General features: G+C 68.2%; 23 protein-coding genes and 1 pseudogene. 8 read left to right on the forward strand and 16 right to left on the reverse strand.

The window, feature by feature from the left end; all coding sequences use genetic code 11:
• Positions 1-31 precede the first annotated feature (31 nt).
• Positions 32-985, forward strand: coding sequence for a helix-turn-helix domain-containing protein (locus C1I92_RS09810; RefSeq protein WP_111254480.1), 954 nt, complete (start codon positions 32-34; stop codon positions 983-985).
• A gap of 68 nt (positions 986-1053) precedes the next feature.
• On the opposite strand, the gene C1I92_RS09815 is transcribed toward C1I92_RS09810, so the two are convergent.
• Together C1I92_RS09815 and C1I92_RS09820 are read right to left on the reverse strand one after the other, a co-directional pair.
• Positions 1054-1686 (reverse strand): alpha-ketoglutarate-dependent dioxygenase AlkB, encoded by a 633-nt coding sequence (locus C1I92_RS09815; RefSeq protein WP_111254526.1) that lies wholly within the window; start codon positions 1684-1686, stop codon positions 1054-1056.
• Between the two features lie 33 nt (positions 1687-1719).
• Positions 1720-2586, reverse strand: a complete 867-nt coding sequence (locus C1I92_RS09820) for a helix-turn-helix domain-containing protein (RefSeq protein ID WP_111254481.1) — start codon at positions 2584-2586, stop codon at positions 1720-1722.
• Positions 2587-2677: 91 nt separating this feature from the next.
• Here C1I92_RS09820 and C1I92_RS09825 point away from each other — a divergent pair, with 91 nt between their 5' ends.
• From C1I92_RS09825 to C1I92_RS09835, 3 genes are all read left to right on the forward strand, one after another.
• Positions 2678-3481 (forward strand): class I SAM-dependent methyltransferase, encoded by an 804-nt coding sequence (locus C1I92_RS09825; protein ID WP_158564064.1) that lies wholly within the window; start codon positions 2678-2680, stop codon positions 3479-3481.
• Positions 3478-4077, forward strand: coding sequence for a dihydrofolate reductase family protein (locus C1I92_RS09830; RefSeq protein ID WP_111254483.1), 600 nt, complete (start codon positions 3478-3480; stop codon positions 4075-4077). Before C1I92_RS09825 ends, C1I92_RS09830 begins: the two co-directional genes overlap by 4 nt.
• A 70-nt stretch (positions 4078-4147) precedes the next feature.
• Complete coding sequence (locus C1I92_RS09835) at positions 4148-5155, forward strand: RNA polymerase subunit sigma-70 (RefSeq protein ID WP_111254484.1); 1008 nt, start codon at positions 4148-4150, stop codon at positions 5153-5155.
• Positions 5156-5188: 33 nt separating this feature from the next.
• Here the strand turns inward: C1I92_RS09835 and C1I92_RS09840 are convergent, their stop codons facing one another.
• The 5 genes from C1I92_RS09840 to C1I92_RS09860 form a co-directional block, all read right to left on the reverse strand.
• Positions 5189-5776: a dihydrofolate reductase family protein gene (locus C1I92_RS09840; protein ID WP_111254485.1), complete on the reverse strand. Its 588-nt coding sequence runs from the start codon at positions 5774-5776 to the stop codon at positions 5189-5191.
• A gap of 82 nt (positions 5777-5858) precedes the next feature.
• The gene (locus C1I92_RS09845) at positions 5859-6443 is read right to left on the reverse strand and encodes a dihydrofolate reductase family protein (protein ID WP_111254486.1); all 585 of its coding nucleotides are present in this window, start codon (positions 6441-6443) and stop codon (positions 5859-5861) included.
• Positions 6444-6485: 42 nt separating this feature from the next.
• Positions 6486-7070, reverse strand: coding sequence for a dihydrofolate reductase family protein (locus C1I92_RS09850; RefSeq protein ID WP_111254487.1), 585 nt, complete (start codon positions 7068-7070; stop codon positions 6486-6488).
• 2 nt (positions 7071-7072) lie between these two features.
• Positions 7073-7678, reverse strand: coding sequence for a dihydrofolate reductase family protein (locus C1I92_RS09855; RefSeq protein WP_111254488.1), 606 nt, complete (start codon positions 7676-7678; stop codon positions 7073-7075).
• Positions 7679-7757: 79 nt separating this feature from the next.
• Positions 7758-8492: a tetratricopeptide repeat protein gene (locus C1I92_RS09860; protein ID WP_158564065.1), complete on the reverse strand. Its 735-nt coding sequence runs from the start codon at positions 8490-8492 to the stop codon at positions 7758-7760.
• A 127-nt stretch (positions 8493-8619) separates the two neighbouring features.
• Between C1I92_RS09860 and C1I92_RS09865 the strand changes: the two are divergent.
• The 4 genes and pseudogenes from C1I92_RS09865 to C1I92_RS09875 all read left to right on the forward strand — a co-directional run.
• A pseudogene (locus tag C1I92_RS09865) lies at positions 8620-8808 on the forward strand (cyclase family protein); the annotation flags it as partial.
• Positions 8809-8893: 85 nt separating this feature from the next.
• Positions 8894-9253 (forward strand): hypothetical protein, encoded by a 360-nt coding sequence (locus C1I92_RS33725; protein WP_158564066.1) that lies wholly within the window; start codon positions 8894-8896, stop codon positions 9251-9253.
• Positions 9250-10272 (forward strand): tyrosine-type recombinase/integrase, encoded by a 1023-nt coding sequence (locus C1I92_RS09870; RefSeq protein WP_158564067.1) that lies wholly within the window; start codon positions 9250-9252, stop codon positions 10270-10272. Before C1I92_RS33725 ends, C1I92_RS09870 begins: the two co-directional genes overlap by 4 nt.
• On the forward strand, positions 10259-10465 hold the full coding sequence (locus C1I92_RS09875) for a hypothetical protein (protein WP_146605079.1): 207 nt from the start codon (positions 10259-10261) through the stop codon (positions 10463-10465). The genes C1I92_RS09870 and C1I92_RS09875 overlap by 14 nt, the downstream gene beginning before the upstream one ends.
• Positions 10466-10712: 247 nt before the next feature.
• Here the strand turns inward: C1I92_RS09875 and C1I92_RS35570 are convergent, their stop codons facing one another.
• The 9 genes from C1I92_RS35570 to C1I92_RS09920 all read right to left on the reverse strand — a co-directional run bounded on the left by C1I92_RS35570 (position 10713) and on the right by C1I92_RS09920 (position 19461).
• Entirely contained in the window at positions 10713-11072 is a 360-nt protein-coding gene (locus C1I92_RS35570; protein ID WP_111254492.1) for an endonuclease domain-containing protein, read from the reverse strand.
• 209 nt (positions 11073-11281) lie between these two features.
• Entirely contained in the window at positions 11282-11455 is a 174-nt protein-coding gene (locus tag C1I92_RS33730; protein WP_158564069.1) for a hypothetical protein, read from the reverse strand.
• A complete protein-coding gene (locus C1I92_RS09885) occupies positions 11455-12342 on the reverse strand; it encodes a peptidoglycan recognition protein family protein (protein ID WP_111254493.1) in 888 nt (295 codons plus the stop codon). Before C1I92_RS09885 ends, C1I92_RS33730 begins: the two co-directional genes overlap by 1 nt.
• Before the next feature lie 191 nt (positions 12343-12533).
• The gene (locus C1I92_RS09890; RefSeq protein ID WP_111254494.1) at positions 12534-14399 is read right to left on the reverse strand and encodes a hypothetical protein; all 1866 of its coding nucleotides are present in this window, start codon (positions 14397-14399) and stop codon (positions 12534-12536) included.
• A complete protein-coding gene (locus tag C1I92_RS09895; protein WP_111254495.1) occupies positions 14399-15442 on the reverse strand; it encodes a hypothetical protein in 1044 nt (347 codons plus the stop codon). Before C1I92_RS09895 ends, C1I92_RS09890 begins: the two co-directional genes overlap by 1 nt.
• 2 nt (positions 15443-15444) lie before the next feature.
• Positions 15445-16380: a hypothetical protein gene (locus tag C1I92_RS09900; RefSeq protein WP_111254496.1), complete on the reverse strand. Its 936-nt coding sequence runs from the start codon at positions 16378-16380 to the stop codon at positions 15445-15447.
• A gap of 259 nt (positions 16381-16639) precedes the next feature.
• Positions 16640-18010, reverse strand: a complete 1371-nt coding sequence (locus tag C1I92_RS09910) for a PKD domain-containing protein (RefSeq protein WP_111254498.1) — start codon at positions 18008-18010, stop codon at positions 16640-16642.
• Positions 18011-18031: 21 nt separating this feature from the next.
• Positions 18032-18928: a hypothetical protein gene (locus C1I92_RS09915; RefSeq protein ID WP_111254499.1), complete on the reverse strand. Its 897-nt coding sequence runs from the start codon at positions 18926-18928 to the stop codon at positions 18032-18034.
• Positions 18928-19461, reverse strand: coding sequence for a hypothetical protein (locus C1I92_RS09920; protein WP_146605080.1), 534 nt, complete (start codon positions 19459-19461; stop codon positions 18928-18930). Before C1I92_RS09920 ends, C1I92_RS09915 begins: the two co-directional genes overlap by 1 nt.
• Positions 19462-19496: the final 35 nt, after the last annotated feature.

Raw genomic sequence — 19496 nt, forward strand, 5'->3', positions numbered from 1 at the left:
GGCCGGTTGCGGCCGGTGGCACAATGCGGCCATGACCACCGAGCTCGCCTCCGTCGGCCTCGGCCCGTTCGACGAGGACGTCTACCGCGAGCTGCTGACCTGCGCCGACGCGACCCCGTCGGCGCTCGCGGCTCGGCTCGGCCAGCCGGAGAGCCGGGTCGACCGTGCGTGCGGCCGGCTCAGAGCCCTCGGCCTCGTCGTCCGGATGTCCGGCCGGCGCCGCCGCTACACCGCCGTCGACCCCGAGTCGGCGCTGGAGGCGCTGATCCGGGAACGGGCCGGCGAGCTGGAGCGGGTGCGCGGCTCGGCCCTCGCGCTCGCGTCGCTGTTCCACGCCGCCCGCCGGCAGGAGGGCGCCGGCAGCACGATCGAGCTGCTCAACGGCCCGGAGGAGCAGGGCCGCTGGTTCGTGCGGCTGCAGCACCAGGTGCGCGAGGAGATGATGGTGCTGGACCGCCCGCCGTACGTCCTGGCCGCCGTCAACCCGGTCGAGCCGGTGCGGCTGGACAACGGCGTGCGCTGGCGGGCGATCTACGCGCCCGAGGCGCTGGAGATCCCCGGCGCGATGGACGAGATCGACGAGCTCACCCGCCGCGGCGAGCAGGGCCGGGTGCTGCCCGGGCTGCCGCTGAAGCTGGCCATCGCCGACCGGCGGACCGCGCTGCTGCCGTTGTCGATGGAGCTCGGACACGCCCAGGGGCTGGTGATCCGCGAGTCGACGCTGCTGGACGCGCTGATCGAGCTGTTCGAGGTCTACTGGGCCCGCGCGACGCCGCTCGGCTCCCCCGCCGACGACGAGGCGCCCGACCACGACCGCGAGCTGGTCCGGCTGCTGGCGGCCGGGCTGACGGACAACGCGATCGCCCGCCAGCTCGGCATGTCCACGCGCACCATGCGGCGGCGGACGCGTCGCCTGTTCGACCAGCTGGAGGCGACGAACCGGTTCCAGGCCGGCATCCAGGCCGCCCGCCGCGGCTGGCTCTGACCCGCTCCCATGATCATCAATGATCCAACCACTCATAAGGGGTTGGATCATTGATGATCATGGGCCAGCTAGCGGACGCCGGTGGGGCGGAACTGGACGCTGATGCGCGGCCCGACCGGCTTCGCCGTCTTCGGCACCGCGTGCTCCCAGGTCCGCTGGCACGACCCGCCCATCACGAGCAGGTCGCCGTGGCCGACGGCGAACCGCAGCGTCGCGCTGCCGCCGCCGCGCTGGCGCAGCAGCAGCGACCGCGGCGCGCCCAGCGACATGATCGCGACCATCGTGTCCTCGGTACGGCTGCGCCCGATCGTGTCGCCGTGCCAGGCGACGCTGTCGCGGCCGTCGCGATAGAAGCACATGCCGGCGGTGGTGAACGGCTCGCCCAGCTCGGCGGCGTAGTGCCGGGTCAGCGACTGCCGCGCCTCGACGAGCAGCGAGTCGGGCAGCGGCTCGCCGTCGCCGTAGAAACGCACCAGCCGCGGCACGTCGACCACCCGCTCGTACATGGTGCGCCGCTCGGCCCGCCATGGCACGACGTCGACCAGCCGGGTGAACAGCTGGTCCGACCCGCTCACCCACCCGCGCCGGACGTCGACCCAGGCGCCGCGGGTCAGCTCGGTCCGCTCGACGACGCCGCCGAGCGGGCCGAGCGCCGCGCCGCCGACGTCGTCGAGCAAGGAGGCTTGGAAGGCAACGCTCATGCCGACCACGCTACCCTGATTCGAACGAATGTTCTAGACCGCCGTCTCGGCGCGCAGCACGGGCATGAACGATGCCGAGTGATCGTGGCCGCAGGCGCAGGTCCGCTGCGTCTCCGCGAGGAACACCCGCGGCGAGACGCCGGTGAGGCGGACGCACTCGCGGGTGAGGTGGGACTGGTCGGCGTAGCCGACGCGCAAGGCCAGTGCCGCGAGGCTGTCGCCGGTCGGGGCCCGGCCCTGGCCGATCGCCTTCTGGGCGAGGGCGAGGAAGCGCTGGAACCGCAGCATCCGGTGCAGCGCTTTCGGCGCGAGTCCGACGGCGGTGCGGAAGCGGCGCCGCAGCTGCGTCTCGGAGATGCCCAGCGATGTGCTCAGCGACGTCACACCGGCCGAGCGCCAGGGCAGGAGACCGCGCACCGCCTCGTGCACGAGCGGGTCGTGAGGCCGACCGGCGCCGGCCCGCTCGTGCACGTGGCGCTGCATGGCGGCGAGCGCCTCGCGAGGCGAGGCCGCGGTGCCGACCGCCTCACCGAGCGCGGCCGCCGAGCGGCCCCAGAGGTCTTCGGCGTCCACCACGAGGCCGGCGACCTCCGACGCGGGCCGCCCGGCGAGCGCCGGGAAGGCTCCCGGCACGAGGCGCACGCCGACCACGGTGGTCCCGGGCTGGAGCGTCTCGACCAGCGGATCGGTGAGTGGCCCGACGACCTGCGGCGCCGAGCCCACCCGGCAGACGAGGTCGACGGCGCCGTTGGGGATGCGACGGTGCGGATACGGCTCGGCGTCGCGGCCGATCTGCTGGACCCAGATCGAGGAGGCGAGGTCGCGCAGCGCCGGGGCGGGCGCGCGTTCGACGTGGCTCTGCGCGTCGGCGGCGGGCGCGGGAAAGTCCTCGCCAGTCATATGGCCAGTCTGCCGCGCCCGGCGCGCTGCCGCGAGAAGGACGCCCGGTTTGTTCAAGAGCGGGCCGAGGGTCCGGCCATACGGTTCCGGCATGGCCGACTCGATGAGCGCCTCCGCCACCATGCAGAGCGAGCTCTGGAGCACCGATCCGCTCGCCTGGGCGCAGAGCGCGGAGGGACGGATACGGCCGCTGTACGACGATGTCCTCGACCGCCTGCGCCTCGCCCCGGCGACGCGGCTCCTCGACGCGGGCTGCGGCGCGGGCCTGTTCGCCGAGCTGGCCGCTCGGGCCGGCGCCGAGGTCACCGGGCTGGACGCGGCGTCCGGACTGATCGAATACGCACGCGGCCGGCGCCCGGAGGCCACGTACGTCGTCGGCGAGCTCCAGCGCATGCCGTTCGACGACGACGCCTTCGACGTGGTCACCGCGTTCAACTCCGTGGTCTACGCCGCCGACCCGCGCCGCGCGATCGCCGAGATCGCACGCCTCACCGCTCCGTCGGGCCGGGCGGTGCTGACGGTCGGCGCCGGGCCCGAACAGGCCGAGAGCGCCGCGCTGATCAACCCGCTCGCGCGCCGCGGCGACGTGCCCGACAGCAGCACCCTCGACCTCGCCGACGCGGACGCAACTCGCGACGCGCTGCTCGATGCCGGGTTCACCACCGTGACGACCGCCGACATCGCGTTCGACGTCCACTTCGACGACGTGGATGACGCGATCGCCGCCCAGGTGCCGGCCGGCCCGGTCACCGCGGCGATCCGGCACTCCGGCCGCGCGGCCGTGGAGGCGGCGCTGCAGTCGTTCTTCGCAGCACGAACACGGCCCGACGGGACGGTGCGCATGGGCCTCGTCTTCCGCAGCTATGTCGCAACGAGAAGGGAAGCACGATCATGAAGTTGATCACCAACACGCAGGTCTCGGTCGACGGGGTGATGGAGGGGAACGGCGCGCAGAGCCAGAACCGCGACGGATTCGAGCGGGCCGGCTGGGCCCGGCCGCTGTTCGACGACGAGGCCATGACATTCGTCGACCAGGCCTACCAGCGCGCCGACGCGTTCCTGTTCGGCCGGCGGACCTACGACCTCTTCGCCGGCTACTGGGGCGTGCGGAAGGATCTCGAGAACCCCATCGTGGGCGCGCTGAACACCAAGCCCAAGTACGTGGCGTCGACCACGCTCACCGACCCGGCGTGGGCCGGATCGACCGTCCTGTCCGGTGACCTCGCAGCCGCCGTCGCGGAGCTGAGGGCCAGGCCCGGAGGGGAACTGCAGGTGCACGGCAGCGGCGCCCTGATCCGGTGGCTGCTCGCCAACGGCCTCGTCGACGAGCTGAACCTGCTCGTCGTCCCGGTGGTCGTCGGCCAGGGGACGCGATTGTTCCCCGACGACGGGCCGGACCTGGCGCTGGACCTGGTCGAGTCGCGGGCCTTCCCGAAAGGCATCACGCTCCAGGTCTACCGGCCGGCCGGGCGCCCGCAGTACGCAAGCTGACCGATCAGAAATCCGCTGCCGCGTCGTCAGTTCTGGTGGCCCTCTCGTACCGGTGGAAGGATTGCTGACCATGACCGACGCTGGAGCGCTGGGCGCCGACGAGGCCGGGTTCATCGCGGCGCTCCGCTCCGGCGATCCGGCGCGGTTCGCGCTCGTCACCGAGCGCCACCGGCGTGAGCTGCAGGTGCACTGCTACCGGATGCTCGCGAACTACGAGGACGCCCAGGACATGACGCAGGAGACGTTCCTGCGAGCGTGGAACAAGCGCGAGTCGTTCAAGGGCCATGCCGCGCTGCGGACCTGGCTGTACCGGATCGCGACTAACGTCTGCCTCGACTTCCTGGACAAGCGCAACAACCGCACACCCGTGCCGTCCGAGCTGCCGGACTCCGCCTCCGAGGTGCTGTACCTGCAGCCGTACCCGGACCGGATGCTCCCCGAGGACCCGCAGGAATCGGTGGTGGCGCGGGAGACGATCGAGCTGGCGTTCATCGTCGCCGTCCAGCACCTGCCGCCGCGGCAGCGGGCGGTGTTCATCCTGCGCGATGTCCTCGGCTGGCCGGCGTCGAAGGCCGCCGAGGTCCTGGAGCTGACGGTCGCGTCGGTGACCAGCGCACTGCAGCGGGCGCGCGTGACGATGCGCGAGCAACTGCCCGGCCGCCGCCTGGACTGGCGCAGCCCCGCCACCCACGAGCTGTCGAGCGACGAGCGCGGCGTGGTGAAGTCCTACATCGACGCCCACGAGCGCAACGACCTCGACGCGCTCATGTCGCTGCTGCGCGACGACCTGAGCTTCGCGATGCTGCCCGAGATGGGCACCGTGAGGCTGACGGCCAAGGAGGCGGTGGACGGCTGGGTCTCCGGTGGGCTGTTCCAGCGTGGCCACGACGACTGGCGCGGGATCACCACGACGGTCAACCGCATGCCTGCCGCCGCGCTGTACCTGCGCACCCCCGACGACCCGGAGTACCGGCTGTTCGCCATCGCGGTCCTGCACATCGTCGACGGGAAGATCGCCGAGCTCACCGGGTTCGACGCCACCGGCCAACCATGGCTGGACCTGCCCCCGGCACTGTGACCGCAGCGCCACGGGCGCCGGGGGCAGGTTCCCTCAGCGCTTCGTCTCGTAGTGGGTCAGCAGGACACCGCCGGGAAATGCTCGTGTCTGGACCAGGTTCAGGTTCACCCAGCTGTCCAGCGCGGTGAAGAACGGCGTGCCGCCGCCCACCAGCACCGGATAGGTGACCAGCACGTACTCGTCGATCAGCCCGGCTCGCATGGCCGCCGCGGCGAGTGTGGCGCCCACGATGTCCATCGAGCCGCCGTCCTCGGCCTTGAGCCGGGCGATCTCGGCGACCGCGTCGCCGGTGACCAGGCGGGTGTTCCAGTCGACCTTGTCGATCGTCGAGGAGAACACCACCTTCGGCAGGTCCCGCCAGCGGTCGGCGAACTCGATCTCCGCCGGTGTGGCGCCGGGCCGCTGGTCGGCGGTCGGCCAGTGGGAACTCATCGCCTCCCACAGCTTGCGCCCGTACAGCGCCAGGCCCGTCGTCGCCACCCGGTCGGACCAGAACTGGAACAGCTCGTCGCTCGACGACGAGTCCGGTCCATCACCACCCCCACTCCAGCCGAGGTCGTCGCCGGGCGCGGCGGTGTAGCCGTCCAGGGTCACATTCATGGCGAAGATCAGTTTCCGCATCGTGCCAGCCTCTCGTGAGTCGATCTCACACATACAGACGGCCACGGCGCGGAAACCTGATCGGTGGCCACCGTGCTCGTCCTCAGTGGCGGACGCGGTAGCGCAGGTGAGTGGCCTCCGGCGTGTCGATGACCCGTTCGATCTCCAGCTGCACGCGCGCCGGCAGCAGGTCGATCAACCGCCGGCCGCCGCCGAACAGGACCGGGACGAGGTGGAGCTGGATCACGTCCAGCACTCCCGCCTCGAGTGCTGCCTGCGCGGTGCGGGCGCCGATCACGTGCACGTTCCGGTCGCCGGCGGCGGCCTTCGCCTGCGCCATCGCGCTCTCGATGCCGTCGGTCACGTAGGTGATCAGCGGGTAGTCCGCGACGGCCGGGGGTGCGGGCCGGTGGCTGAGCACGAAGACGCGGACGCCGTCACCGTGGTGGACACCGCCCCAGTGCTCGGCGTGCTCCGCGGTGCGCCGGCCCGACACCACCGCGCCGGCCGCGAGGATCTCGCCCATCAGCTCGCCCGCCGGCCCCGTCTCCTGGAACCCGCCCTCCGGTGTGAGGCCCCAATCGTGCAACGTGAATCCGTCGCCGCCGGGGTTGTTCGGGTCGTCGTCGTTCGGTCCCGCGACGTAGCCGTCGACCGACATCGACATGTCCAGGACAGCCAGTCCCACTGCGACCTCCAAGGGTCTCGATCCGGATGCGCGTGGACCGAGTCAACCACGAGCCGGCCGGTACATCTGGAGCGTGATGCCCTTCGGGAAGGCGCGCGACTCGACCAGGTCCAGCGCGAGCCGCGGGCCGTCGGCCGGGAGCAGCCGCGTGCCCCGGCCGACGATCACCGGGACGACGAGCAGGTTCAGCTCGTCGACGAGGTCGTTCGCGAGCAGCCATCGTGTCAGGGCGCCACTGCCGTGCACCTGCAGCTCCCCGCCCGGCGCGGCCGCCAGCTCACGGACGGCGGCCGCTCCGGACACGACGGTCGCGGGCGCCCATCCCGGGTCGGTGAGCGTGGAGGACGCGACGTACTTGCGCCGCGTGTTCAGCGCCCGTCCGATGCGGCTGTCCGCCATCTGCTCGATCGCGCCCCAGGTGCCGGCGAAGAACTCGTAGGTCCGCCGGCCGAACAGGAACGCGTCGGCGCGCTCGTACACCTCGTCGACGTAGCCGTGCGCCTCGTCGTCGAACAGCGGCAAAGCCCAGCCGCCGCGCTCGAACCCGGGGTCGAGGTCGGGATGTGTGCCGCCGTTGGCCTGCATCACGCCGTCGACGCTGACCTGGATCGTAGCCGTGAGCTTCATGATCAGCTCCCCGCGTACTGCGGCCGGCCGGCCGGTCGGTAGACGTGCGCGGTGATGCCGTTGGAGAAGGCGCGCGACTCGGCCAGCTCCAGCGCCGCGTCCGGGCCGGACTCCGGGAACAGCCGCTGCCCCTGGCCGACGACCACGGGGTAGGTCAGCAGCGTGATCTCGTCGACCAGCCGGTGCTCGAGCAGCCAGCGGGCCAGTTCGCCGCTGCCGTGCACCTCCAGCTCGCCGCCGGGCCGGGCCTTCAGCTCCCGGATCGACGCGACGTCGCCGGGCACCACAGTGGTGTTCGCCCAGGCGGGGTCGGTGAGCGTGGCCGACGTGACGTACTTGGGCCGGGTGTTCAGCGCCGTCCAGATCGGGCTGTCGCCCGGGTCGGCCCACGTCCCCCAGGAGCCGGCGAAGATCTCGTACGTCCGCCGGCCGAGCAGGAAGGCGTCGGCGCGAGCGAAGATCTGCTCCAGGTACCCCTTGCCCTCGCCGCCGAACAGCGGCAGCGCCCAGCCGCCGCGCTCGAAGCCGCCCCGGCGGTCCTCGTCGGCCCCGCCGAGCCCCTGCATCACGCCGTCGACGGACACGTGCGTGGTGATGGTCAGCCTCATGATGTGGTTCCCTCTCGTCGTGGCGCCCCTCGCGGGCGTCCCTCACCCCTGCCACGAACGCGGGGACCTCATTTCGACATCACGACCGCCGGCGGAGCCAACTTTTCTTCGGCGGCGCGGTGAGCCGCAGGTTCTGCTTCGCCTCGGAGGCGACTACCGGATGCCGCGAGTCGGCCACCCGCTGCCAGACCCGGCGGGCGCTGTCGGTGTCGCCGCCCTCGTGCAGCAGCTTGCCCAGGTGCACGCCGGCGAGCGGGCCGTACTCGGGATGGCCGGAGTCGACGGCGGACTTCCACGCCGTGTAGGCGCCCTGCCGGTCGCGAGCGGTGTAGAGCAGCTCCAGCCCGAGGTCGTGCGCGGCCTTCGGCGCGTACAGCACGTGCCTGGAGTCGATGACCTGCTGGAACGCCGCTCGCGCGCCGTCGACGTCCGAGCGAGACAGCAGCAGCTCGGCCAGCAGCAGGCCGGCCTCGGGCGCGCGGTCCGGATGCCCCGACGTCGCCGCCGCCCGCCACGCGGCCTCCGCGCCGTCGTCGTCGCCGAGGTGTTGCAGGACGCGGCCGAGCACCGTCAGCGCCCGCCCGTTGTCCGGCGGCGACGCGGCCGCGACGCCCTCGTCGATCAGCGCCCGCCCGCCGTCGGCGTCGCCCGACGACATCACCAGGACGCCGAGCAGCGCCTTCGACTCCGACACGGCCGCCGGCACGCCCGACGCGATCGCCTGCGCGAACAGCGCCCGGGCCTCGTCCTCGCGGCCGGCCTCGGCCAGCCCGTCGGCCCGGTCGACCAGCGTCATCGGATCCAGATCGCTCACCTCGCCGACCCAACCCGACGAAGGCGAACGGCAGACGAACGAGCGGCGACGATCACCCTCTGGACGGAGTGCGCCCGGCCCGGCCAGGATGATCGCGACCCGGTGCCACGCTTGCGAAGGAGCCGACATGACCGTTCTCGCCGACCTGCTCGCCGCCGTCGCCGGTGGGCGGATCGAGGTGCTCGACCTGACCGCGCCGCTGAGCGAGCGGACGCCGATCCTCAAGCTGCCCGAGCCGTTCGGCCAGACGGTCCCGTTCCAGCTGCACGAGATCAGCCGCTACGACGACCGAGGCCCGGCCTGGTACTGGAACAACAGGTAGCCGGGAGCCTCGCCACAGTTTGCAATGCTCATCACCAGTGTGTACGTTTGCAAACTATGGCCACGAGAGGAGCCCGCCAATGCCCGTGTTCAGTTCCCGAGGAGTCACCTGGAGCGGCTACAAGACCGAGCTGTGCTCGGTCCTCGGCTGCTTGAAACTGTTCTCCAACACCCGAGCCGGCGACGCCCACCGCGTGGGCGAGCACGGCGTCACGGAGGGTCCGGATCGCAGGCGCTGCCTCACAACCGAGGAGATGCTGGCGAAGTCCATCGAGAAGGGGTCTCGCAAGGGCGAGCCCTTCTATCGCACTCGAATCAACCCCTGGGGCCACGAAGTCTGGTCCATCAATGTCCCCGATGCCCGCTGGGACGTGCAGCGTCAGTTCGTGGAGGCGTCCCTGGGCACCCCCCTGGGCACGGAGACCGGGGAGGCTGCGTGACCACGAACTCGACCCGTTTGGACGAAGCCATCGAACAGTGGCTCGCAAGCCGCAAGGCGCAGGGCATCCGGTCGGGCCTCGCCAACGACCGGTCCACGCTCCTCAACTTCCTCACGGTCGTCGGGAACATCTACCCGAAGTCGATCACTCCACGCCACATCGACATGTGGCTCGAAGCCAACGCCGAGAAGTGGCAGGCGAGTAGTCGCAAGGTCAACATCCATCGCCTGAGCGCGTTCCAGGAATGGTGCCGAGACCGCAACCTGATGCCCAGGAACGTGGACGTCCTGAAGGGACGTCGCAAGGTCAAGGTCCCCAGGAAGCGCCGGCCCAGGGTTCCCAAGGAGGAGTTCGCCGAGATCCTCGACCGAGCCAGGGTGCCAAGGGATCGCATCATGCTGGCCCTGGGGTTGTTCCTCATGGTCCGGGCCAACGAGATGGTGCGCATCCAGTGGGGCCACGTCGGCGATCACCACATCCTTGTCGACCGGTCGAAGACCGGCGACTACACCGACGAGCTACCCATCGGCCCGGACCTCGCTGAGGAGCTGGCAAGGTGGCGACGCGAAGTCTGCGTGCGCATGGGCGTCACAGCGCCAGGCCCCCGTTGGTACATCGTGTGCCAGATGCTGGCCCCAACGGAGCGCAACGACGAGGGCCAGTGGACGCGCAACACGAACTGGACCCTGCGCCCGGACGAGCCGCTGCGTCGGCCGCTGGTCAGGGTCAAGAACCTTCTGCGCATGGTTGGCATCGAGGAGCCAGGGACTGGCATGCACACGCTCCGCCGTAGCGGAGCGCGAGCCCTCCTGGAGCAACTCCTGGCCGAGGGCATGGGTGACGGTGCCGTGCTCGTGGTGCAGAACATGCTGGGCCACGAGGGGCCGGACATGACGTTGAAGTATGTCGGCTGGGAGACGGGCCGGGCCATGCGGGACAAGGTGGTGCTCGGTCGGCGTATCATTCCTGTTGACAGTGGGGGCGACGTCATCGAGCTGAGGCAGCGTGGCAGTGGTTGAGCGCAAGGTGTTGTACTGCGATCTCTGTAGCGAGATGCCGGCGGTCCGAGTGGTCATCACGATCGGGGACGACAAGGGCGCCAAGGACCTCTGCGAGAAGTGCCGGGAGCCAGCTCAGACCCTGCTGGACCGCTTCCAGAGCAAGAGCAGCGCTGGTACCGTCAGCTTCGCAGACGTCAAGCACGAGCTTTGACCTGTACCGCCGGGGGGCGAGATGGAGAAGTTCATCAGGTTCGCAGGAGCTGGGGTCTGCGTGATCGTGGCTCTGGCACTCTGGGCCACGGACGCCGACACACAGACGAGGTTCGTCACCGCTGGCCTGACGGTGGGGATCCTGGGCTTGATCGCCTACGTCACCAGGCCACGCCAACGGGTCTAGAAATGCAAAGAGCGCCCCGCCCCCTCCAGGCCAGGAAGCCGAGGTGGGGGCGGGGCGCTCGTCAGTCGAGATATCTGATTGCGGAGCGGAGCAAGGCAACACTGTCCTTGAAGCAGCCTAGGCCAACGTTGCAGGCGTTGCAGAGCACGCCGCGAAGCTCGTTCGTTGTGTGGCAGTGGTCGATCCGACCACGCTTCTCGTTTACCGGAGTCGAGCAAATGGCACAGACGCCGGCCTGAGTGATCATCTCTGCGCGCTCGTCTGCGGTGAGTCCGTGATGCCGGCTCCTCTTGTTCCCCTTGGACCCTCGTTGCTTCCGGACCGCGTTGGAGCACCTCCAGGACCCGTGCTTCTGCGTCAACCGCACGGGTCCGCAGCTTCGACAAACGCCTACTCGCCGTTCTGGATCTTTCTCCAGCATGCGATGGACATGAGGGGGCAACGCGCTTAGATCCTTCGCTGGGGGCTTGTCAGGGGCGGGGCTTCTCTGTATGGTGCTTGATCACGGCGGAGGCACATCAACACCGGGCCATACGCCGGGACCCGGGCACGGGGAACCTGCATAGTGTTTCTTGGCCCGTGCCTGGGTTTCTTGCTGTGGTAGATCATGCACATCCTGGGATGTGGACGTTACTCCACTTCACCAAGCTCGATGTTGGGGATGGCGGCGGTGGCCACGGCGGTGGCACCGACCGCAACCAGGGTGACCCACAGGGGCAGCTCAGCAGCAGCCACCAGGGCCGTGGCGGTCACGCCGACAAGCGACGCGATGGCCTTCAGGTAACGCAGGGCAGTGACGAACATCAGGCAGCCTCTCCAACGGTAAAGCGGACGTCCTTGAAGACGTCCTCGATGTCAGCTCGGGACAGGGTTCCGCCGGACGCTTGGACCTGGAGCAGTCGCTCCACCAGGACGGCGGTGTTGGCGGGGATGATTTGGCGGTTGGCGGCACTGTTCACGGCCGCGTTGTAGGCGTGGTCGGTGACCTTGTCGAGCCTCGGCCCGAGGTTGTTGATCACTCGGTCGGAGATCACGCCACGGGAGTTGGTGACGTTGTCTCCGACATTGCCGACCTGCTCGCGGACGCCAGCGATGGCCTCCAGGATGTCTTCGTACTGGGACACGGTGAACAGCTCTCCTGTGTCGGGAAGGGTTTCGCCGGCCAGCGCTCTGGCACGAGCAATGACTGCGGGAACCTGCTTGATCTTGGCGGCGCCGGGGCACACCTTGCCGTAGGCGTTGGACCACTTCTCTCCGCCGTCGACCCGGTAGGGGTCGACGCCCAGGCGGTGATAGCCAACGCCCTTGGTGGTGGGCTTCGAGTCCGGCATCTGAACCAGCGGAATGCCGTGGGTCTGATTGGCCCACGCACAGATCTTTGCCAGCGACTCGACCTGAGCAGCAGTCCAGGGCTCCGAGTCGGCGTTCCTGACGCCGCCCTGAGTCTCTACGGAGATCAGGCTCTTGTTGCCGTAGAGGTTTGCCGGCGCCTGGTACTTGGTATCCACGTACTGCTCGACTGTGCCGTCCTTGCGGACGTAGAAGTGCGAACAGACAGCGGCACCAGAGAAGAAGCTGTACAGCGAGGAACCCTCACTGACTGCTACGTGAAGACAGACGCCGCGTCTGATAAGCAGCGGCGTCCTGAACTTGGTGATTTCCTTGCGAATGGCGCCTGGATACCAGGCCATCAGATAACTCCTGCAACTCGGCCGACACTACCGCCTAGGGCGAGAACGCAGCCGGCGAAAAGCCAGGCAAACCTCTCAAGCCTTCGCAGCCTGCTCTCGTGGTCGCCCTTGCCTTCAAGCAACTGCTTGACGCCCTCTTCGATTCGGGCGAGGCGATCAATGGTGGTCTTCTCAAAGGACTCTGGCATCGCCTAATCCGCCGTTCGCAAAGTCACCTGGAGCACGCCACCGAAGTTCTTCTGGTTTCGGTCCGGCGGATCCTGGCCCACGAAGAGAACCTGTTCAATGGTCACGCTGCGGGCCTCTCCAGTGCGGAAGTCCTGATAGACGAACGGGACTCCGGTTCGCTCAAGCGCCTTGAGGTCAGAGAACCTGGCATAGGCAAAGCCGTCTCCACCAAGGCTTGTGCCACCACTCGCGACCGTTTCGCGGTCCTTACACATGAGCGGAAGGGAGATGAGTTCTTGCCTACGAGAGGGCGCCGGAAGCGCCCTCAGTTGGTAGCCATCAAGCTTTGGTCCCAGCGACAAAGTAGAACTGTCACGCTGGAATGTGAACCTCAGTGACAGTTTCTCCCACGGAGACTGAGCACCCGGAAGGTTCAGTGCCACTTCAGTGGAGCCATTGAAGTTCGCTACATCGGTGATTTCCGAATAGGCATCAATGGTCGTGGCGCCGGCAATTCCAATGGACCCATTGGTCACGTCACCAACAATCTTGGCGGCGGCGAAGTACTTGGGTTCCATTGTTCCGAAACGCACGAAGCCTGTAGTAAGATAGCCAGACTGGACGAGATTGCCACTTTGAAGAGAGCAGCCAATGTCATTCACCGCAAGCGTCAGCTTGCTTCCGACAAAGCCAACGGCGGTGACGTTTCCACCACCGGGAACCTCGGCGTCGTTCGCCCAGGCGAACTGAAGCTCGTCAGGACTGGTGACAATGCCCAGCGCCACGCGGCGAGTGAGGCCGTTGGCCAGGCCCACGTAGGCGTACTCGCCACGAGCGGAAGCCGAGAAGCTGCCCTGGTCATCCCAGATGAGCGGACCGAGCTGGGCTCGGTCCCCGTCCGTGATCGCCACCCTGAAGCCCAGATTCGTACAGATGAGCAGGAAGTCCAGGTAGGACTGCATGGCGGTCACATACTCACCAGCGGGCATCCTGAGGGCCACGGCGGGCTGAGTGAACTCAGGGCCGGCGTCGGTGTCCTCGACCGTGGTGACATAGACGGTGCTGTAGGCACCCTGGCGCCCAGCCATCCAGGCGGCGGAGCCGGTCTCCACGATCGAGATCCAGTCCCAGGACGTGGAGGGATGCGTGTAGAACAGGTGCGTGCCGTCCACGACGGCACCACCGGCCAGGGTGAGCTGGTAGATCTTCGTGCCCTGCACGGCCCAGATGCGGTCCTTGGCCCAGTAGGGGGTCATCGCCCCTGTAGCACCCGTCCAGAGGCTCTGTGCGACCCCAGTTGAGGACAGGCGGCCTATCCCGGTGGAATGCCCCACAAGCCAGTTGTGGCCGGGAACTCGGGCAATACCGCGAGGCGTGGTGCCAAACGGAGTGACCGCCGTGACCGAGCCGTTCTCACCGATGATGCGGAACGAGTTGCCGGTGCGGAACAGCCCGCCCGGTTCGCCGATGCCCACGAACTCAAGGTCTGCGCCACCAGCGAACACGGTGGCCTGCTCGTTGAGCAGACGCACCTCCGGGAAGTCGAAGACGTTGACGCCGCGTGAGTCGTAGAACCTGGTCTCCGAGCCCTCGCCTTCGAGCGGCTCGTAGTAGGTGATCCCATCTCCACCGGAGAAGTCCGTCTGGGACCGCAGCCACCACTCATCCAGGCTCTGCTCACCGACAAGTCGACTGGCGTCGAACTGGTCCTTGCGCATCTGCGCAGAGGACCGCTCGTACGGGTGGTCGACGCTGGCGTAGAGGTTGAACGGAAGGTCACCGATGGCCACGTCGAAGGCGTCACGAGTGACCCGGTAGATGGCACTCTGCGGATTGGTTCGCCCACCCAGGGGGGTGGGCAACCCTTCGGTGATGTCCGGGGCGACCATTACGCCGGCCCGAGATATTCGACGGAGTAGCCACTGAAGGCGAGGCCACCGTCAGTTCCCCAGACGGAGCTGGCGAAGTTGTTCTCGAAGAAGAAGCAGATCGCCCTGCCGGCATTCACCGTGACGGTGATCCCGATGTCCGCGCCCGTGGCACCAGTGGTACTGGTCTGGATGTTGCCCTGGCGGAGCATCGTGCCCTCGCTGGTGCCATCGGCTGGTGCGTCGTGGATGTAGATCCGGTTCGAGGCGGAGATGCCGCCTGCCTTGAACTGGCCCCACATGCGGATGCGATAGCGGCCCGTGACCGGGACGATGCGTCTGGACGAGTGGCCGTCAGAAGCCCAGGTGCCGCGACTGTCCTGCGTGGTGTAGGAGACCCTGGTCTTTGTCGAGGCGGCGATGTTCGCGTCAGCGGTCTGTGCGCAGAGGATGTAGTAAGCGTCGGTCAGGTCCTGCTGGCGAACCTGGAGCGTGTTCGACGCTCCAGCGATCGTCTTGTTCGACAGCGTTTGGGCGTTCGTGGTGCCAACAACGGCGCCGGTCGCGCCGTGCGCGGCAGTGGCCGCGATGTGGCCGTCCAGCGTGGAGTCCAGGGCCGCGAGGTCCGTCGTCAGGTTCGTCACGCTGGACTGGGCGATGTTCGTCAGCGTGTTGCTGGTGCCCGAGATGGTCTTGTTGGTCAGCGTTTGAGCCTGGCTGGTGCCCACCACGTTGCCGGAGGTGACGCCATGCACTCCCGTGCTGGCGTCGATGTGCTCCTGGGGCTCGCGGAAGTCACGAGCCGTGGCCATGTGCCGGACCTTGGCGCCGTTCTCGTGCGGGAGGGCCGCAGTGCCGTCCTGGGCACGCTGGATGGTCCACAGACCACCAGCGCGGTTGGTGACGGTGACGATCTCTTCAGTCGAGGTGTCCGGGTCCAGCACCGCCGTGAACGGCGTGCTGGCCGGGTAGCCCGTGGCGCCGGCCACGGTTATGGTGGTGGCGCCGCCGTCGACCCCGCCCTGAATCGTCGCCTCGGAGGCGATCGAGCTGTAGAAGCGCACGGCTACCTCGTGTAGTTGATCGTGATGGGGTTGGCGTCCTGAAGGCGTCGGCGCTCCTTCTCGACCTCCAGCTCATGCAGGCCACGGAAGTACTCGGCGAGCTGGTTGATATCGATGGGGCGGGTCCGCGACCACTCGCGGGCCTCAGCACTCTGGACGCCGGCAGTGCCCAGCGGCAGAGAGGCGACCATGCGGTGCAGCGCGCCGTACATGACGGCGGGCCAGGCGCTGATCTCCAGACCCGAGTCCGTGAACTCGCCCTCGGACTGGATCTGCGAGGGGCGCTTCATGTAGCGCACCCGAACGGTGCGCCCGGGCGTGAGGTGCGGCGGCAGGATGATCGAGCGGCCGGTTGGGAACTCCGAGGGCGCAGCGTTGCGGTTAAACCGCCACTGCGTGATCGGCACCCACGCCTTCTGCGGGCCAACCTCGTCATAGAGGACGTTCGTGACGTCCTCGGTGTCGGCCGGCATGGAGAACGCCTGCACCACGGGCTGGAACGCGAACTCGGTCTGCCCAAGGCCGTACAACGACGGCCAGAGGTTCCCGATCACGTCGTTGATCCGTTGGAGGATGGTGTGCCTGGGGAAGCGAGGCTGGAAGGTGACCAGGGTTCCCTCAGCCCACGCCGAGGGACGCGAAGAGCCCCACCCCCTACCTGTCGGAAGGAGGGTCACGGTGCCGTCGACAGCGGTGGCCACGTACACCAGCTCGGTGCCGATCTCGGCAACGCCTCTGGAGACCTGGCCCTGCTCTGCAACCCGGAAGGTCGTGGTGCTCTCGCTGATGGACTCCCCCAGGTAGGTCACCTGGCCCACGTCCGTGGTGTGACCCGACAGCTCCTGGAGGGTCTCCTCGATCAGCTCGGAGGTGGCGTACCTGGGCTCGTCCGGGGTGGGCGCAGGCCCACCGCCGTCGCCTGGGACGATGACGGGCATTACACCCACACTCCGTTCATGCGTATCCGGGCGCCGTAGCTGTCCCAGGTGGACCCGTCGCGAGCGCGGACGCCGCCAGCGGGAACGACGGGCGGCTCGAAACCGCGAGTGATCCAGATGTCAGAGACGTGGACCTTGGGCGCCGGGCCAGCGGCGGGGACACGGAAGAGCGCGATCTCACCGACGTGGACCCTGGCCGGAGGAATGACAGGGTCCAGCCGGAACAGCGAGAGGTCGGCTATTTCGACATGGGCGGCCATCAGGCCGCCGCCGTCACTGTGACCTCAGCGCGAAGGTTCGCCCAGTTCGTGACGCTGTCGATCTCGGCGCCGCTGAGAACCAGGTTGACCTGGTTCCACGTGGTTCCCGTGAGGGCCTGCGCACTGGACGTGGCGATCACCGTGGAGGCACCCTCAATGAGCTGGAGGGTTGCGGTAGCCGTGCCGGCGTCCACCTTGCGAGCACGGATAGACACCGTCACGGTGTCAGTGCTGATCGCATCGTTCAGCTCGTTGAGTCCGACGCGAACCGGCGAGCTGGTCGGAGTGTCCGGGCTGATGGCGTAGGTGGTGTCACTTCCATCGGAAGTGACCTCCCAGACATCCTCACCGTTCGAGGTGGTCCACCCGGTGACGGTGATGTCCGAGATCGGCTTGGCCGTGTCGGATGCACCGGAGACGTTGATCGTCACGGTGTCGGCAGCGGAGGCGACAGCCGCAGTGTCGGTGGCCACCAGCGAGAAGACCAGGGTGCTAGTCGCAGCCGGAGCGGTGAAGCTCGGGTTCTCAGCGGTGGCGTCGTTCAGCGTGACGGCCGCGCCTGAGGTCTGCGTCCAGGCCCAGGTGTACGGCGCGCCGGCCCCGCCGTTGGCGGTGGCCGACCCGTCCAGGTTCACCGTGGCGTTGGCCAGGACGTTCTGGTCCGGCCCAGCGTTGGCGATCGGGGCGTTCGGCGCGGCGGCAGCCGGCTCGATCGCCATGAGCACGTAGCCGTAGAACCCGTGGGGGTTCCTGGTCGCCGTGGCCGTGCGGGTGCCAGTCGAGCCGGTGGCGCTGAGCGCTTCCGTGCCCCAGGTGCCGAAGGAGAAGCCCCCCGCACCCACGGAGGTTTGGCCCTGACCACGGGAGGTCATGGACCCAGGCACGGTGGCGGAGGCGGGCGTGGTCGCGCTGTCACACTTGACGGCCCAGGCGCCGAACAGCATGCCGCCGTTCGTGCCGGTCACCGGACCGGCGGGCAGCGTCAGTACGTCAGGGCTGCCCGCGCTCCCGATGCTGAAGCTGCCACCGGGGAACGGGGCCGTGGTGTGCGCACCAGTGAAGGCAGCAATGCCCACGTACTGGTCGGTGCCCGAATCGCCGTTGCCGTTCGAGATGGTGTAGGTCGAAGGCTCTGACCCACCCGCCAGCTTCCACGCGGCACCAATGGTGAAGTTGGTGCCGGTGGCGGCAAGCTCGGAGATCTCCGTGAATCCCGCCGGCCAGGTGATGTTCGGGTTCGTGCCGTCATGCTGGTAGGCCCACATGACCAGGACGTCGCCAGAGGCGGTCCCTGCGGGCTTGTCGACTGTGGCAGTGAGGGCTCCGCCATTGTTGAAGAACTGGGCGCCAGCCCGGTATGCAACAGCCATTACGCACCTTTAGAGTTGTTGTCAGGCGACGGGGGTGCCGTCGTCTTCCCAGACGTTCGAAGAGTCGTAGTCCGAAACGGCCGTACCGCCGTTGTAACTGCCCATGCCAGTGATCGGGCCGTAGCCGAAATCCCGGCCGTGCTTGTTGCGGCGGAAGACGAGATCAGCAACATTGCCCGCCCAGCTATCGGCGCCACGCAACGTGTATGCCCCACCGTTGACCCAGTTGTCGAGGAACCGGATGTTGGTGGCGTCGCCGCCATCACTCATCTGCAAGACCGAACTGCCAACGCCGCCCGCGAAGGTCGGTGCATCCGGGGCGTTAAGGCTGATCATCGTGTTCCAATGAAAGAGAATGTCGTCTCCACCGAAACACTGAATGTTGTCTCCGTGAGGGTCGTCGCCTTCTGACCAAAGGTCGTGCAGCAGCGAGGCGAACACCTCGACGTTCGAGCTTGGCTTCATGTCGTCGCCGTTGTGGGTGAACTCGCAGTACTTGGCAACCCAGTTGCGACCCGCAATTCCAGCGTTTCCGTGAACGTCACGAATAGCGCAGTACTCGAAGGTCGTTCGCCTGGACGGGTCGGAGGGCGGTGTGCCAAATCCGTTCCATGCCTCCACGCCGAACCACGCGCCAGTGACTTCGCAGTCGCGGAAGATCAGGTCAGCGTGCGAAGGCTGAGACAAGGCCACGTTCGCAATGCGGCGTCCCGTCAGGACGCCACCATTGGCAATCGCCGCATTGATAGCGGCGTTTCCGTCGAGCGTGGCGCCTGTAATGGCGACGCGGGGACCGGTGTTGTCGACGGTGGGTTTGGGGAACGGTCCGCCGGGACCCGGTCCAGGGCCGGGGTCCACCGGAGGTGGCCCGACGATGGAGACCCAGGCGCCATTCACGCGTGCGTAGGTGCCCGCCATCAGGACTCCGGGAAGAACCAGAGGTCACCGTTCTGGGCCGCGCTGCCTGGATCGGCAGAGCCCAGGAACCAGACCCAGGTGGCGCCCGAGGGGCGCACCGGGTAGCCAGAGCCGACCTGCACCAGGCGGGCGCCAACGATGGCGCTCACAGACGTGACGCTGGTGACGGTGGCTGCGGGCGGAGTCAGCTCGCTGGGAGCGAGCGTGACCGTGCCGGTCTTGCCCTGGACGCTGGTGACGCCAGCGGAGACCTCGATGTCCTCAATGGCTGCGTCGAGCGTCTCGATGTCCGTGAAGAGGTCACTGGCGGAGAGCAGCACGCGAGGGTTGAGCGCAGGCGAGGCGCCATCAGCGCTGGAGATCCAGAGCGCCGTCACGCCCGGAGGCGTGAGGAACGGCGGGATCTGCCCATTGGAGTCCGAGGTGACCTCGGTGATGGGCGACCCACCGATGGTCTGAAGGTTTGTGAGCCGGGTGCCGGCGGTCTGAGAGTCGTACACCCAGAGCGTCTCGGCGGGCGCGAACAGCGCCACGTTGCCTTCGCCCACGGACTGGGTAACGTCGGCAG

Origin of the sequence: Jiangella anatolica (genome assembly GCF_003236295.1) — a bacterium.
Classification (GTDB): Bacteria; Actinomycetota; Actinomycetes; order Jiangellales; family Jiangellaceae; genus Jiangella; species Jiangella anatolica.

Coding starts and splice junctions, on each gene's coding strand:
- C1I92_RS09810 (WP_111254480.1), top strand. CDS start 32: ATGACCACCGAGCTCGCCTCCGTCGGCCTCGGCCCGTTCGACGAGGAC.
- C1I92_RS09815 (WP_111254526.1), bottom strand. CDS start 1,686: ATGAGCGTTGCCTTCCAAGCCTCCTTGCTCGACGACGTCGGCGGCGCG.
- C1I92_RS09820 (WP_111254481.1), bottom strand. CDS start 2,586: ATGACTGGCGAGGACTTTCCCGCGCCCGCCGCCGACGCGCAGAGCCAC.
- C1I92_RS09825 (WP_158564064.1), top strand. CDS start 2,678: ATGGCCGACTCGATGAGCGCCTCCGCCACCATGCAGAGCGAGCTCTGG.
- C1I92_RS09830 (WP_111254483.1), top strand. CDS start 3,478: ATGAAGTTGATCACCAACACGCAGGTCTCGGTCGACGGGGTGATGGAG.
- C1I92_RS09835 (WP_111254484.1), top strand. CDS start 4,148: ATGACCGACGCTGGAGCGCTGGGCGCCGACGAGGCCGGGTTCATCGCG.
- C1I92_RS09840 (WP_111254485.1), bottom strand. CDS start 5,776: ATGCGGAAACTGATCTTCGCCATGAATGTGACCCTGGACGGCTACACC.
- C1I92_RS09850 (WP_111254487.1), bottom strand. CDS start 7,070: ATGAAGCTCACGGCTACGATCCAGGTCAGCGTCGACGGCGTGATGCAG.
- C1I92_RS09855 (WP_111254488.1), bottom strand. CDS start 7,678: ATGAGGCTGACCATCACCACGCACGTGTCCGTCGACGGCGTGATGCAG.
- C1I92_RS33725 (WP_158564066.1), top strand. CDS start 8,894: ATGCCCGTGTTCAGTTCCCGAGGAGTCACCTGGAGCGGCTACAAGACC.
- C1I92_RS35570 (WP_111254492.1), bottom strand. CDS start 11,072: ATGCTGGAGAAAGATCCAGAACGGCGAGTAGGCGTTTGTCGAAGCTGC.
- C1I92_RS33730 (WP_158564069.1), bottom strand. CDS start 11,455: ATGTTCGTCACTGCCCTGCGTTACCTGAAGGCCATCGCGTCGCTTGTC.
- C1I92_RS09885 (WP_111254493.1), bottom strand. CDS start 12,342: ATGGCCTGGTATCCAGGCGCCATTCGCAAGGAAATCACCAAGTTCAGG.
- C1I92_RS09890 (WP_111254494.1), bottom strand. CDS start 14,399: ATGGTCGCCCCGGACATCACCGAAGGGTTGCCCACCCCCCTGGGTGGG.
- C1I92_RS09900 (WP_111254496.1), bottom strand. CDS start 16,380: ATGCCCGTCATCGTCCCAGGCGACGGCGGTGGGCCTGCGCCCACCCCG.
- C1I92_RS09910 (WP_111254498.1), bottom strand. CDS start 18,010: ATGGCTGTTGCATACCGGGCTGGCGCCCAGTTCTTCAACAATGGCGGA.
- C1I92_RS09915 (WP_111254499.1), bottom strand. CDS start 18,928: ATGGCGGGCACCTACGCACGCGTGAATGGCGCCTGGGTCTCCATCGTC.